Origin of the sequence: Desulfitobacterium dehalogenans ATCC 51507, from assembly GCF_000243155.2 — a bacterium.
Taxonomy (GTDB): domain Bacteria; phylum Bacillota; class Desulfitobacteriia; order Desulfitobacteriales; family Desulfitobacteriaceae; genus Desulfitobacterium; species Desulfitobacterium dehalogenans.
This window is the reverse complement of the sequence record NC_018017.1, coordinates 273846-288370: the sequence shown is the minus strand read 5'-3', so window position 1 is coordinate 288370 and position 14525 is coordinate 273846. Positions and strand designations below refer to the sequence as shown.

The window sequence follows — 14525 nt, the reverse complement described above, 5'->3', positions numbered from 1 at the left end:
TAAAAATTGTACGAAAAAGGGCCGAGGGAAATTTAAAATTTCCCTCGGCCCCTTCTATATACCTGATCCTCTCATCACCCGCATTTGGAATAGCCGCAATGGGTGCAGACGACGCAGCCGCTTTCGTGGTTGATGCCCATGCCGCATTCAGGGCAGGCGTTGCCTTCGGCCACTGTGGCCCGGGTCTTTTGAGGGGTGGTGATGGAAGCGCTCTTGGTTTGGACCGGCTTTTCTTCCACGGCCGGCTGGGATTGAACCGTTATGGAATTGATCCTGCCTTTGCCCAGCTCTACATGTTCCTTGATCACACGGGCGATGGCATCGGGGCAGGAGGTGACGTTGACCCCTTCCCGGCGGATGCAAGCGGGGCAGCGGATGCCTTTGACTTGCTCAATGATCGCATCCACGGAGATTCCGGAGCGGAGAGCGATGGAGATCAAGCGGGCTGTGGCCTCGGATTGGGAGGAGCAGCCTCCGGCCCGGCCGGTGTTGGTAAAGATCTCGCAGATTCCCTTGTCATCAGCCATAACGCTGACATAGAGGTTACCGCAGCCGATACGGATCCTTTCCGTGACTCCTGTGGTGGTGGTGGGACGAGGGCGGGGTAATACGGTGTTCACTTCTGGAATGAAGGGCACCTTGGGAATGACGACCTCATCTGAATCCTTTTCAGCTCCTGAAGCCTGTCCCTTGGCATCTTCAGCCTTCTTGGTGATTCCTGTGGAGAGGACTTGTTCTTCCCGGCTGCCATCCCGATAAACGGTTAAGCCCTTGCAGTTGAGCTCATAGGCCAGCTCATAGGCCTTGGCGATATCTTCATGGGTAGCTTCATTGGCAAAGTTAATAGTTTTGGAAACGGCGTTATCCGTATACTCCTGAAAAGCGGCCTGAATGCGGATATGCCATTCGGGCTCGATCTCCTGAGCCGTGACAAAGACCTCCTGAATCCAGTTAGGCACTTCCGGGAAGCCCAGAACGGTCCCTTTCTCCGCAATCTTACGCATAAGCTCCGGGGAGTTGAAACCATATTCTTCGGCGAGGCTTTGGAAGATGGGATTAACTTCGACTAAAGGGGTCCCATCCATGACGGTCTTGGTATAGGCCACTGCAAAGAGAGGCTCAACCCCACTGGAAGCACCGCAGATCATGGAAATGGTTCCTGTCGGTGCGATGGTGGTTAAGGTGGCATTGCGCAGGGGACGGACCCCGTCATAGATGGAGCCTTTATAGTTAGGGAAGGTACCCCTCTCTTCAGCCAGGCGCTGAGACTCCAGGCGGGCCTCAGTCTGAATGAAGTTCATGACCTTCTCGGCATACTCTACGGCATCTTCCGAAGCATAGGAGGTCTGAAGAAGAATCAGCATATCCGCAAAGCCCATAACACCCAAGCCGATTTTGCGATTGCCTTTAACCATCTCTTCGATGGCCGGGAGGGGATAGGTGTTGGCTTCAATGACATTATCCAGGAAACGGGTGGCCATGCGGGTAATTTGTCCCAAGCGCTCCCAATCCACTACGGCTTTCCCATTTTTCTCAGTAACCATGAGTTTAAGGTTAATCGAGCCTAAATTGCAGGCTTCGTTAGGAAGAAGTGGTTGCTCACCACAGGGATTTGTGGCTTCGATATCCCCTAACTGAGGAGTGGGGTTGTCCCGGTTCAGACGATCCAGGAAGATGATTCCCGGTTCGCCGTTTCTCCAGGCGTGGTCCACGATCAATTGGAAGACTTCCGGTGCATAAAGCTGTCCGGCGGCTTCCTTGGTATGGGGGTCGATCAGGTTATAATGGCGTTTTTCCTGGACCGCCTTCATAAACTCTTCCGTAACGCCTACGGAAATATTAAAATTAGTAATCTCTTTATTGTTTTCTTTGCAGGTGATAAATTCCATAATATCCGGATGATCCACCCGCAGGATTCCCATATTGGCTCCGCGGCGAGTCCCCCCCTGCTTCACCGCTTCAGTGGCGGCGTTGAAGACCTTCATAAAGGACACGGGGCCGGATGCTACTCCGCCGGTGGAACGGACGGTGCTGTTCTTGGGGCGAAGGCGGGAGAAGCTGAAGCCGGTTCCCCCACCGGATTTATGAATAATCGCTGCATTTTTTATAGCATCGAAAATTTCCTCCATACTATCATCCACGGGCAAAACAAAACAGGCGCTAAGTTGACCCAGGTCACGGCCTGCATTCATTAAGGTCGGGGAATTGGGCATAAACTCCAGCTTCGCCATCATCTCATAGAAGGATTTGGCCAGTTCTTTGACTTCTTTTTTTGTTTTGCCAAAGGTCTCTTCCACTTGGGCTATGACGCTGGCGACCCGATAAAGCATATCTTCCGGGCTCTCCGCAACCTTGCCATTCTCCTGTTTGAGATAGCGTTTCTCCAGGATGACCCGGGCATTGGGTGTTAAATTGGCTCTCAGCCAAGTTTTCGGTGCTGATTCTTGGAAACTCAAAATTAATCCCCAACTTTCTCTAAAACTTTATCTTTTATGTATTTTCTCTTCTATTTTGGAGGATATTCGCTTAATTTAGAATAGGTCCCTGGGCCTATTTTCCTCAGTCTTAGGGACATAGAAGAGATCACCTTTCAGATCAATCATTTGCTGCTCTTTTTTTCCACTAATTCATGAAGCTCCTCTAAAAAACGCTGTACGTCCTTAAATTCCCGATAGACGGAAGCGAATCGTATATAAGCGACTTCATCCAGATGGACCAAAGCATTCATGACCGCTTCACCAATCGCCTTACTCTGCACCTCACGGTCGCTGCCGTTGCGCAGACCTTTTTCGATCTCATAGACCATCGTTTCGATCTGTTCTATAGAGATGGGCCGCTTTTCACAGGCTCTTAAAATTCCGGCTTTCAGTTTCCCCCGGGAAAACTCCTCCCTGCGCCCATCCTTTTTAACTACAATCAACGGTGTATCTTCAAATTTCTCAAAGGTGGTAAACCGTCGGGCACACCGTTCACATTCCCTCCGCCGACGTACAGCGGTCCCTTCTTCCACTTGCCGCGATTCCAGGACTTTCGTCTCATCATTCCCGCAAAATGGACAATGCAATTCCACACCCCCTATATATAGCGTCCAATCTATCTTATCAACACTATATGTAGTATGTCAAAACTCGAATTTCCCTTTTTTCCTTATTGCACTCTTTTTATGTCACTCGTCCCTCTTCACTCTCTTGCGTATGGACTCGTCCAAAATAATTGCTCTGTCAAAACATGAATTTTGAGACCCAGGGCAGACTATAAAAATACACTCTGTTATTTTTCCAGGAAAATCAGTCTTAAAGATGGGAAGGAGGTGTGCCTTATGGTGGAGAAAAAGCTGCCCGACAAATCGGCCAACCCGGATACGAAACCCTCTCAGAACCATAAGCCGGATAAGGCCCCCAGCATGGATTCTCGGGACGGACATGGTCTATCTAAGGACCAGGTCATGCAAGGAAAGGGTTAAGTGCCGCTGTTCAGTGCAAAAGGACAAAGGAGCTGAGGAAAGGTGAACTTCAGGTTCTCTCTCCACAGCTCCTTGATTACATTAGCCAGCTTTTTCAGTCATGAGGCATCTTTTCTATTTCAAGCTCTAAAAGCTCTCTGTAAAGTTCTTTCCGACGGTCCGCCAAGAAAAAAGTGTCGCGCATGGACTGCCGCTTCGGACTTCTTAAAGTATTGATGGGCTTAGCCGGGAGATCAACCACAAAGAGTGACTCCTGTGTATCTTGATTTTCGGCTAACACTTCTCCCTTGGGTCCGAAGACCAAAACCCCGCCGCTGAACTCCTTATCTCTGTTGTTGGGGCCCACAAGATTACAAGCACAAAGATAGACTGAATTATCATAGGCCCGAGCTCCCAGATACCTCTTCCAAATCTCTTTACGATCTCCGGAGACTACAGGGGAAGCATGGGGGGCAAATTGAATTTCTGCTCCCTTTAAAGAGAAGATGGCTGAAAGCTCCGGAAAATGCCAATCCCAGCATATCCCCACAGAAAACTTGACTCCAGCTGCTTCAAAAATGGGGAAGGAATCCCCGGCGGTAAAATAATGCTGCTCAATACGACCAAGATGGACTTTGCGATAGACTTTTGGCTCACGATCCGGAAAGACAATAAGCTGAGAAATATAGGGCTTCTTCTGATCCGGAGATTTTTCGATCATACCCACAAGCAAGTGGAGACCGAGGTCCCGGGCGCATTCCCTGAGACGGCCTACCGCCATGCTATCCAGTGTGTCCGCAATGTCCGAGGCATCCTTAGGAGAGTAACCATGAAGTGCACACTCAGGGTAACATAACAGCCTGACCCCTTGGGAGGACGCACGCTCTGCTATCCGAGTAATCTCCTGCAGGTTTCTCTCCGTCTCCCCCACTTTCGCCTCGAATTGAGTCAGTCCAATCCGAACATCCTGTAACATGCTGCTATTCCTTTCCTTCTATCCTTCCTGACAGCCGCAGGGATAGAGGTCTTTGTCATCTTCACAGTTTCCACTGATGATATCCTCGATAAGATCCCTATCATGAAGCATATTAATAAGGAAGCGTTCATCCTTAGTTTGAGAAGTATGTGCAAGTGTTAATATATTCAAGGGTCTGTACACAGGGGAATCCTGAATCTTTAAGACCTTAAACAAGCCATTTTCACATTCCCGGCTAACCGTCAGGGAGGAAATAATGGTAATGCCAATACCGGCTGCCACTACCTTCTTGATGGCCTGGGTACTTCCCAGCTCCATGGTTACGTTGATCTGAGAGGATTCAAGGCCCCTTTCCTTGAGAGCCAGTTCGGTAACTTTGCGTGTACCCGAGCCTTCCTCTCTCATAATGAGCCGTTCCTTAGAAAGTTCGGCCAAAGTAATGCTGTGGCGGGTAGCCCAGGGATGGAAGGAAGGAACAACCACCACAAGTTCATCCTGCCAAAACTTCTCGACGATAATTTCTTTATTACGGGGAGCCGGACCCTCGATAAGCCCGATATGAATGCGTTTTTCGATAACCTCTTGAGATATAGTCTCAGTGTTGGCGATCTTTACCTTAAAATCCACATCGGGGCGGATCTTATACAGGTAAGCTAAAATACTCGGCAGAATATATTCACCAATGGTCAGGGTAGCCCCAATATAAATGAGTGCCCTCTGATCTTCAGTTAATACACTAATTTGTTGTTGGGCAACGGAGAGAATGTTTAGTATATTATTCACATGATCATAAAAAACTTCCCCTGCTTTGGTTAAGGTAACTCCCTTATTGGTTCGATTGAAAAAACGTGCTCCATAGAGATTCTCCATATTCTGAATCTGCAGGCTGATGCTGGGTTGACTCATATGCAAGCGCTTCGCAGCCAGGGTAATGTTCTTCGTATCCGCAACTTCCTTAAAGACGACAAACTGTTGTTCAAACAAAAGTCTTCGCTCCTTTCTTACCCAAAAGACCTTGTCCATTTAAAATATTTATATCAAGTTCATTATAATACAATCACTTGACAATGACCGACTTTTTTGGTGCATCACACTATTTACCAAAAAGGGCCATCTCTTCCACAACAAAGAGATGGCTCTTCATTTTTATACTATCAGAAATTCTTATCACCAATAAGAGGGAGTCAGCTGCTTTTAAATAATTCAAAAATGATTTTTGAGCGCCGTTCTTTGTGCTGAGCTGCAAGCTTTACCATTTGTTCCGCCCAATCGGGAGAGCCCAGGGCATGAATATGATTATAAGCAGCAAATACGCCCTTATAGCATATCCCCTCATGCTTGCCATCAATACCGTGTCCCCGCTCCACCTCAAAGCCAAACTGAATCTTGGCTCGATCCAGGTTAAGCACACTGGAGTTATGAAACTCATGGCCACGGACCTTCTGTTGACGAAACCAAAGATTGTTCTCCAGAACTTTCATGACAGTATAACCATGTCCTTGGGGCTTCTTTTCCATCTTGGTATCCAAAGGGAGCAATCCTACCATGTCATAGGAACCATCACCGGTTATGATGGACCTTCCTAAAAACATGAGGCCTCCGCACTCGGCATAGATGGGTAAACCGTCCTCTCCTGCTAATCGTATCTCCTCGCGAAGCGTACCGTTGTTGGCTAATTGCTCGGCAAAGACTTCAGGAAAGCCTCCCCCAATATATAGGGCGTCGAGATCCTTAGGCAAATATTTGTTGGAAAGAGCACTGATGGTCACCAATTCTGCTCCCTTAGACTCAAGGGCATCCAAGTTCTCCGGATAATAAAAGGAAAATGCCGCATCGCGGATCACTCCGATGCGCGGTGCAGAGGGTTTTGCCTTAAGTGAATATCCCTGAGATACAGAAAAATTTGGAGTTGAGAAAGAAAGAGGGGCAGCAGTCCGTGCCAGTTCCATAATTTTGGCTATGTCTACGCTTTCACTAACTACATCAGCAAGATTATCCAGAAAGGTATCGGTCTCAGACCATTCTCCATTGGTGACTAGTCCCAGATGACGATCAGGAATCAGAATCCGCGAATCTTTAGGGATCGCCCCGACTACTGGAATCCGGCAGTATTGTTCGATGGTTTCCCTGGCCAGCTTCTCATGCCGGGCACGGGCTATTTTATTCAACACCACGCCTACAATATTAATATTGGGATCAAAGTGTTGGCATCCCATGACAATAGCTCCTAAACTGCGGGTAATCCGGGTTGCATCAAGAACAAGCAGGACAGGAGATGACGTTACTTTAGCTATCTCAGCTGTGGAAGCGCTGCCATTAATATCTAAGCCGTCGAAAAGACCCATAGCACCCTCAATAAGACTGAATTGACAATCCTGAGAGTGCTGCGCCAGGGATCGGCAGATATCATCCTGATTCATCATGAAGGAGTCCAGGTTGCGGGATACTCTTCCGGCGGCGGCAGTATGCCAACTGGTATCAATGTAATCCGGACCTTTTTTGTAGGGTTGAACAGGAATGCCTTGTCGGCTTAAAGCACGCAGGAGTCCAAGGGTAAAGGTTGTCTTTCCGCTTCGCCCCTGAGGGGCCCCGATAACCAAGCGAGGGATACTGAGAGTATTCATTTGTGGATTTTCATTATTAATGGTCATTGCTCTCATCCTTTCTCTCTTACCGGAGCCCGAACTATCCGGGGCAAAGTCTTAGTTTAGATTATACGCAACCGGTTGGTTTGGGAAGTCCGGCGATTTTACAGGCGCCTTTTCCAGGGCCTGTTGGGAACAGATTGTAGATGGTTTTTTGATCGTAGCCGGTATCTTTGAGAAGTTTACGGACCATGGGAGCTACCCCATATTGGTCAAAGTAGTCACGGAGGTAATTGATCACCCTCCAATGCTCTTCGGTAAGTTCTTCTACATCTTCGTTAGGAGCTAAAGCTCTCGCTACGTCCTCATTCCATTCGGAAGCATCTTCTAAGAAGCCGTCTTCGTCGAGTTCGTAGGACACTCCATTTACTACTAATTCAGCCATTTTAAAATTCCTCCTTGTTTCTTTATTTTGAGTTTTCTTGAGAAAACTTTTATATCTCTTCTCTGACACCAATGACGACTTTGTAGAGGATCGTGATGAGCAGGGCACCGATGGCATAGATCATAAAGGTAATCGCCAGTTCCGTGGCCGTCGGGGTGTATTCCACCACATGTTCCAATGGGGTAGGAACAAATCCGCCTAAGACCAAACCTAACCCTTTATCGATCCAAGCCGCTATGAAGACAGAGAGAAGAGCGAAAGGTAAGATTTTTTCGTTTCGCCGGAATTTAGGGACAACCAGTAAGAAGATCCCCACAAAGGCAAGAACGACAGCAACCCACATAAAGGGTACCAATTGACCATATCCATGCAGACCTGCGAAGAGGTATTGCAAAGGATGCATGTGTCCGGGAATATTACTGTAAAATGCGGTGAAGAACTCCAGGATATAGAAGAATACATTGGCAATCATAGCATAAGTGACAATTTTAGCTAAGGATTGAATGGCTTCCTTTCCTGGGTCGAATGTGCTTACCTTGCGGACGATCATGCAGAGAAGAATCAACAAGGCAGGTCCAGCTGCAAAAGCTGAGGCTAAGAAGCGGGCTGCCATGATGGCCGTAAGCCAAAGATGTCTTCCCGGCATCCCGGAGTAGAGGAAAGCTGTTACGGTGTGAATGCTGACCGCCCAGGGAATAGAAAGATAAATCAGAGGCTTAACCCAAGCCGGAGGTGGGAATCCTTTGCGTTCTGATCCTAAAGCAGTCCAGCCAATCACGAGGTTGAGGAGCAGATATCCGCATAATACACACATATCCCAGAACATAACGGAATGGGGTGTGGGATGCAGCAAAACGTTCAGAATTCTGTCGGGACGTCCCACATCCACGAAGATGAACAGGATACACATGATGACGGAAGGTACGGCTAAGAATTCTCCGAGAATCACGATTTTGCCAAACTTCTTGTAATTATGAAGGTAATAGGGAATGGCAACCATAACTGCAGAGGCGGCGACTCCTACTAAGAAGGTAAATTGGGAAATGTAAAGGCCCCAGCTGACATCTCTGCTCATGCCGGTGACTCCCAGGCCCTCGTTATATTGCCTCAGGTAAGCTAAAAACCCTACAAGGATAACTGCCAGCAAGAAGCCGACCCATAGCCAATATCTTTTACTGCCGGATAAGGATTTCTCAAGCACGCTCCTCACCCCCGATCAGATAGTAGACACTGGGCTGTGAGCCCAATTCCGGCTTACGGCGAATGGAATAATGGGTGCTTAATAGTTTTCTCACTTCAGAATGTGGGTCTTCCAAATCGCCAAAGACAAGTGCTCCTTTGGATTTCTCCACACAGACAGGTTCAAGTCCTTGATCCAGGCGATCCATGCAGAAATTGCATTTTTCTACGACGCCTTTTGTTCTGTGTGGATATTCCGGATTGATCTTCGCAATATGAGGTTTGGGATCCCAGTAGTTAAAACTGCGTGCTCCGTAGGGACAGGCGGCCATACAGAAGCGGCAGCCGATACAGCGGTGCATATCCATTCCCACTACCCCATCTTCTCGTCTGAAGGTAGCCTGAGTAGGACAGACGCGGACACAAGGGGGATAGTTACAGTGATTGCAAAGAGTCAGGAAAGGCATCGTCTTTGTCTTTTCGTCCAGATAATGGTTTTCGTCACCAGGGAAGACATGTTCATAGGTATCCGTCCAGATCCACTTGATTTCATCCTTGGGATTCCCCATATCCGGGACATTATGAAGCTCGTGACAGCCTTTGATGATTTCGTCGATATCCCCCTGAGTGAGTTTGCTCATATCGATAACCATGGCCCAGCGCTGAGCAGCTAATTTATTTTCACTTGTAAAATCTGCTGCTTTAAGAGGTTCCAAGAGTTCAAAGGCATCCAGGGTAACAGCTCCGCCTAACCCCAGGGCAGCGATAACTCCGGCTTTCTTCAAAAAATCTCTTCGATTGATGCTCATTTCTCTGCCTCCCTTGGCCCGGTATGGCATGCCCAACAATCAGGCTCCACTGCCGCATAATTGTGGCAGGAGTAGCAGAACTGGTTATCACCCAGGCTGGCTGTTTCGGCTGTGTAGTAAACCGTTTCAGGCGTATCGTTATGACAGTTCAGGCAGGTGTTCTGGAGACTCATTTCAAATTGTTCTCCTTGACTGTTGGTGTAGGTCGTTTTCCCTTCGCGAACTACAGCATCCCGCCATTCCAACAAGAGCTGCATATGGTTTTCTCTCATGAATGCCGTGCTTTCGATGCACTGGGTTGCCCCTAATTCACGTATCACCGGGGTATCCGTGTTGATCTGTGGCTTGGCATCCGCCTTACCCATATTGTAAAGGAAGGGCATGATGGCGATTACCGCAAAGATCAAAAGACCGCCGATTGTTTTTCCTCCCTTATTCATCTGATGTTACCCCCTTTTCGGGTAAATCCTCGCCGCGCAGGTCTGTGGTTCTTTCCTTTTCACCCGTCATGACCAGGGCATTGGCCACTAGTTCATGCACTCCGGTGACACCCACTCCGGGGGTCCAGTAGTCCATGAGGGCCGGGAAAGCAGCTCTGTCCACAGCGCAGATATTGGCTAACATATTGACACCATATTTGTCTTGAACATATTTTACAGCATTAGCTCTGGGGAAGCCGCCTCTCATACGCTCTTCCATATTCTCGGAAGCATTGAGTCCGGAACCGCTGCCACAGCAGAAGGTTTTTTCACGGATGGTGCTTTCCGGCATTTCATAGAAATTATTGCAGACATTTTGGATAATATAGCGGGGTTCATCCAAGAGTCCCATACCACGGGAAGTATTACAGGAGTCGTGATAGGTGACCTTAAGATGGTCGTTGCGGCTTGGGTCCAGTTTCAATTTACCGTGCTTGATCAGATCTGCCGTAAATTCCGCAATATGAATCATTTTGGTGGAAGCCGCGTTATCAAAGCGGGTTCCTGTGATGGGTGATACCGGAACTTCCAGGAAATCAGCCGGTTCGTTCCAAGTACCCATATACTGATTGACGACCCGCCACATATGACCGCACTCGCCGCCAATGATATACTTGACCCCAAGTCGTTTGGCTTCTGCATAGATCTTGGAATTTAAGCGTTTGGCCATTTCGTTGGAGGTAAAGAAGCCGAAGTTTCCTCCTTCAGAAGCATAGGTGCTCCAGGTGTAGTCCAGACCCAATTCATGGAAGAGCATAAGATAGCCCATGCAGGTGTAGATTCCCGGATCCCCCATTAAGTCTCCGGAGGGAGTGACGAAGAGAATCTCTGCACCCTTGCGGTTGAAGGTCGGTTCTACACGAATTCCGGTGATGTCTTCGATATCATCACACATCATTTCTATGTTTCCGGTGATGGCATGGGGCTCCAGGCCCAAGTGGTTACCCTTCATATAACAGTTGGCCACAGGTCCGGCGATCCAGTCAATATTCAGCCCTAAAAGGTTCAGCAATTCCCGGCCGATGATGGTGATCTCCGCCTGATCGATGCCGTAAGGACAGAAGACGGAACAGCGGCGGCATTCTGTACACTGATAGAAATAATACCACCATTCTTTAATAACCTCTGGAGTAAGGTCTCTGGCACCGGCCAGACGTCCCAGAAATTTTCCGGAGGGGGTAAAATATCTTCTATAAACGGAACGCAAGAGCTCAGCTCTGAGAACCGGCATGTTCTTGGGATCCCCGGACCCGATGTAGAAATGACATTTGTCGGCACAAGCTCCGCAACGGACACAGATGTCCATCATGATTTTAAAGGAACGATACTTGGTCAGCCGCTCACCGATTCCTTCGATGACTGTGGATTTCCAGTTCTCCGGCAACTGCCAGTCTTCATCTACAGGAGACCAATCCCGGGCGTTGGGAAACCCTACTGTTTCCAGGTTTCTGCCCTTGGCGCCCCAGCAGAAGGTACCCGGTTCGAAGGGGGTCGTGACAGGGGTATCCATCCAGTCCGTGGAGCCGGGCTTATAATCTATCTTGGACAGTTCTTCCGACTTAGGGAGTTTATATTTTGCCATTGTTTAATTTCACTCCTTCTCCACCGGGATACCCGCCTTCATCATTTTCGTTCTGAAATCGTCCTCATACTCTTCATAAGTATGGACTTCAACGGGATAGTTCCAAGGGTTGATATGTCTTTCCATACGGTTGTTGCACTTCATGTTCCGGGTAGGGTTCATGAAGATCCCCCCCATATGCATCAGCTTGCTTAAGGGGAAATAGGCAAATAAGCAGCTTACAAAGAACAGATGAACATAAAAAATGGTGCCGATTCCTTCAGGGATATGAGGGGTGAAAGTGAGTAACCCAACGGCAAATTCCTTGATGCCGGCGATATCCACTCTGAATATATAACGCATGAGCATTCCTGTTGCTGCGATTCCCATGAGAAGGAAGAGGGGGAAGTAATCAGCGGCCAGAGAGATGGTTTTCACTTGAGGAACCACAACTCTCCGCAGGAAGAGAAAGGTCAATGCGGCGACAATAAGAATGTCGGTAATATAGAGAGCAGGTAAGCCAATCTGGAAGAAACTGTCCAGACTATCCAAGGAACTGATAACCGCCGGAACCGGCTCCAAAAACAATCTTAAGTGACGAATGAGGATGATTAATAAGGACCAGTGAAACATAAGGCCAAAGAGCCAGAGCCATTTATTGGAGCCATGGGCCAATTGGGGGCCATTCTCCCCATTCCTCAGCTCGGTCTTGGAATTTCGGAATAAGGACCGGAAGAGAAAAACTTCCATAGCCATTCTGAGGATGACTCCGATGTTGGAGGTGGGGTTCTCAATCTTATTTTGCTTAACCCAGTCAAAGGACTTGCCTTGACCTACAGTGGTTGGGATTCGGAAAGGCACAGGGGTACGGGCCCAACCGATGACCCGATAGATGAATCCCCCTAAGAATAGGATGATGGCTGCATAGGGAAGAATAATGCCAAATAGACCCTGTAAATTGGCCAGCCCTACTCCTGCCAGAGGAATAAGCATCAATATTAATACAGCGATTAAAGAAAATAAGGCTTTCACGTTACAACCTCTTTTCTCTTGGTATTGACCAGAAAGGGTTCTGGTTCAGAATTTGGTTCCTCAGGTTCCGTATCAGAACGGGGTGTTACTAAGTCCGCTTGTTGCAATAGCCGGTAGGTCATATTTCTTAATTCCATCGTCTTGAGATCCGCTAGCTTATCGCGACATTCTGAATATATATCAAAAGAAGCAAGTGCTAACTGGTCAATTTGAGTTTCAAACTCCAGAAGAGCCTTGGCCATACGCTCTTCTTCAGCCACCTTGCCCAGTTCTTCTCGAATTATCCTTTTTAAGGGGAACACAAAACTCACAGCCTGGGAAGCAGTAAAACTCTGTACCGCCCTCACCTTAATCATATCCTTTAAAAATAAATGCACTTCATCTTCTTTATTTTCTTGGACTAAGGCTGTAAAGGTTTGCTCAATACCCTGGTTGATGGTGTTTCCTATAGGATTTGCAAACTCATCACGTTTTTCTCTTAGAAATTGGGCTGTGTCTTTGGGATAGGTATTGATGATTTCCCGACACCATTTCTCAATGATGAGGGATTTTTTTTCCGTGAGGAGATTTCTTAAGGCCTTATCCATATAAGCCAACTCCTTGATATTTATTGTGAAAGGAGTTTTCTCGTTGCAGGAGGAGTACCTCCTGCAACGAGTTCCATCTGAGTAGTGTTGTTTCGGAAGGCTTAGGTTGGTTCTTTGACTTTGCCTTTGAGGGCGATGAAGGTCGTGGTGATATAGAGATACTCCACTTTGTCCTCCATAGCAAGTTCCTTGACTGCTAAATCCACATCGGATTTCTTTTCTCCGATTTGAGCAGCAATTTCCTTGCTTTTTGCCTTCTCAACGGTGTCCAGAAAAGCTAAGACCTTTTCCTTAATAACGGGGTCGGCAGCTCCTTTTTGCATATCCATTTCCCCCCTAAATGTATTGAAAGTTTAATGGGAACGCTTAATATTTGAACGCTGCAGATGTACGGAAGGTTTCTCTGGAGAAGATGAAGTCGTCGATGAGCTTGTCGGTGAATTCGATACCGGTTAAGGTAAAGAATCTTTCCCAACCAATTCTCTCGATCCATTCACCCATTTTCTCACCTTTATGAGCATGAGCCGCCCATGTCTCAACGATGTTGCGAACGGCTTCGGTGACTTCCGGCCAGCGAGGCGGGTTGTTAGGCAGGAAGGGGATAACCATCCGGGAGAACATGGGGTTAGTCCGGGCATTAGCTACCTTACCACCAACTAAGATGGCGATTCCATCGTTTTCTGGGTCGATAATCTCCATACCGGGTGCCATGGTGTAGCAGTTGCCGCAGTACATACATTTTGCGTCGTTAACTACGACACTCTTTTCCTTGGGATTGGGACGGATGGCGCCTGTTGGGCAGCTGGCCACTAGGCTGGGAATTTCAGTTCCCTTGCGGATCTTATCATGGTCGATGCGAGGTGGTGTTCTGTGAACACCAACGATTGCTATGTCACTGCAGTGGGCAGCGCCGCACATGTTCAGACAGCAAGCTAAGCTCATTTTCATTTGAGCAGGCAATTTCATGGAAACAAAGTACTCATAGAGATCATCCATAACTGCTTTAACCACACCGGAGGCGTCGGTAGCAGGCGTATGGCAGTGGACCCAACCTTGAGTATGAACGATGTTGCTGATGGATGCGCCTGTTCCGCCTACGGGAAGACCTTTTGCGCCAAGAGCTGCGATCAAAGGTTCAACTTTAGCCGCATCAGATACTAAGAACTCCACATTGTGACGGGCAGTGAAACGAAGGTAGCCATCACAATATTCATCAGCCAGTTCACAAATTTCTCGAATGAAATCCAGGGACACAAGGCGGGGAGAACCAACACGGATGCTGTATAATTCTGCACCGGATTCTGAAACGTGTTTCAAAACGCCTGGTTTCGGATTTTCATGGTAACGCCATTTCCCGTAATTCTCTTTAATGATGGGCGGCAGCTGTTCTTTATAATTTAGTGGCCCCTGATCTAAAATTGCCATTATTA

At 47.8% G+C, this 14525-nt stretch carries 15 protein-coding genes; 1 reads left to right on the top strand and 14 read right to left on the bottom strand.

The genetic code is table 11. The features are described 5' to 3' along the window. Window positions 1-74: 74 nt before the first annotated feature. On the bottom strand, window positions 75-2456 hold the full coding sequence (locus DESDE_RS01360) for a vitamin B12-dependent ribonucleotide reductase (protein WP_014792249.1): 2382 nt from the start codon (window positions 2454-2456) through the stop codon (window positions 75-77). A gap of 143 nt (window positions 2457-2599) precedes the next feature. Next, window positions 2600-3064 (bottom strand): transcriptional regulator NrdR, encoded by a 465-nt coding sequence (gene nrdR, locus DESDE_RS01355; RefSeq protein WP_014792248.1) that lies wholly within the window; start codon window positions 3062-3064, stop codon window positions 2600-2602. Window positions 3065-3319: 255 nt separating this feature from the next. On the opposite strand from nrdR, the gene DESDE_RS21960 reads away from it, so the two are divergent. Beyond that, window positions 3320-3463: a hypothetical protein gene (locus DESDE_RS21960; RefSeq protein WP_014792247.1), complete on the top strand. Its 144-nt coding sequence runs from the start codon at window positions 3320-3322 to the stop codon at window positions 3461-3463. Window positions 3464-3557: 94 nt separating this feature from the next. On the opposite strand, the gene DESDE_RS01350 is transcribed toward DESDE_RS21960, so the two are convergent. From DESDE_RS01350 to dsrB, 12 genes are all read right to left on the bottom strand, one after another. Next, window positions 3558-4418 carry a nitrilase family protein gene (locus tag DESDE_RS01350; RefSeq protein ID WP_014792246.1) on the bottom strand — a complete coding sequence of 287 codons (861 nt, stop codon included), beginning with the start codon at window positions 4416-4418 and terminating at the stop codon, window positions 3558-3560. An 18-nt stretch (window positions 4419-4436) separates the two neighbouring features. Further along, window positions 4437-5441 carry a LysR family transcriptional regulator gene (locus DESDE_RS01345; RefSeq protein ID WP_172637575.1) on the bottom strand — a complete coding sequence of 335 codons (1005 nt, stop codon included), beginning with the start codon at window positions 5439-5441 and terminating at the stop codon, window positions 4437-4439. 161 nt (window positions 5442-5602) lie between these two features. Further along, complete coding sequence (locus tag DESDE_RS01340) at window positions 5603-7069, bottom strand: cobyrinic acid a,c-diamide synthase CobB (RefSeq protein ID WP_014792244.1); 1467 nt, start codon at window positions 7067-7069, stop codon at window positions 5603-5605. A gap of 61 nt (window positions 7070-7130) precedes the next feature. Continuing rightward, the gene (locus DESDE_RS01335; protein ID WP_014792243.1) at window positions 7131-7448 is read right to left on the bottom strand and encodes a TusE/DsrC/DsvC family sulfur relay protein; all 318 of its coding nucleotides are present in this window, start codon (window positions 7446-7448) and stop codon (window positions 7131-7133) included. Between the two features lie 49 nt (window positions 7449-7497). After that, window positions 7498-8649 carry a sulfate reduction electron transfer complex DsrMKJOP subunit DsrP gene (dsrP, locus tag DESDE_RS01330; RefSeq protein ID WP_014792242.1) on the bottom strand — a complete coding sequence of 384 codons (1152 nt, stop codon included), beginning with the start codon at window positions 8647-8649 and terminating at the stop codon, window positions 7498-7500. Next, window positions 8642-9436, bottom strand: coding sequence for a sulfate reduction electron transfer complex DsrMKJOP subunit DsrO (gene dsrO, locus DESDE_RS01325; protein WP_014792241.1), 795 nt, complete (start codon window positions 9434-9436; stop codon window positions 8642-8644). Before dsrO ends, dsrP begins: the two co-directional genes overlap by 8 nt. Then, the gene (gene dsrJ, locus DESDE_RS01320) at window positions 9433-9876 is read right to left on the bottom strand and encodes a sulfate reduction electron transfer complex DsrMKJOP subunit DsrJ (RefSeq protein WP_014792240.1); all 444 of its coding nucleotides are present in this window, start codon (window positions 9874-9876) and stop codon (window positions 9433-9435) included. The genes dsrO and dsrJ overlap by 4 nt, the downstream gene beginning before the upstream one ends. Beyond that, window positions 9869-11497 carry a sulfate reduction electron transfer complex DsrMKJOP subunit DsrK gene (gene dsrK, locus DESDE_RS01315; RefSeq protein WP_014792239.1) on the bottom strand — a complete coding sequence of 543 codons (1629 nt, stop codon included), beginning with the start codon at window positions 11495-11497 and terminating at the stop codon, window positions 9869-9871. Before dsrK ends, dsrJ begins: the two co-directional genes overlap by 8 nt. Window positions 11498-11506: 9 nt before the next feature. Next, window positions 11507-12508, bottom strand: coding sequence for a sulfate reduction electron transfer complex DsrMKJOP subunit DsrM (gene dsrM / locus DESDE_RS01310; RefSeq protein WP_014792238.1), 1002 nt, complete (start codon window positions 12506-12508; stop codon window positions 11507-11509). Then, window positions 12505-13095, bottom strand: a complete 591-nt coding sequence (locus DESDE_RS01305; protein ID WP_014792237.1) for an RsbRD N-terminal domain-containing protein — start codon at window positions 13093-13095, stop codon at window positions 12505-12507. Before DESDE_RS01305 ends, dsrM begins: the two co-directional genes overlap by 4 nt. Before the next feature lie 101 nt (window positions 13096-13196). Continuing rightward, entirely contained in the window at window positions 13197-13418 is a 222-nt protein-coding gene (locus DESDE_RS01300; RefSeq protein ID WP_014792236.1) for a hypothetical protein, read from the bottom strand. Between the two features lie 43 nt (window positions 13419-13461). Beyond that, window positions 13462-14520 (bottom strand): dissimilatory-type sulfite reductase subunit beta, encoded by a 1059-nt coding sequence (gene dsrB, locus DESDE_RS01295; RefSeq protein WP_014792235.1) that lies wholly within the window; start codon window positions 14518-14520, stop codon window positions 13462-13464. Window positions 14521-14525: the final 5 nt, after the last annotated feature.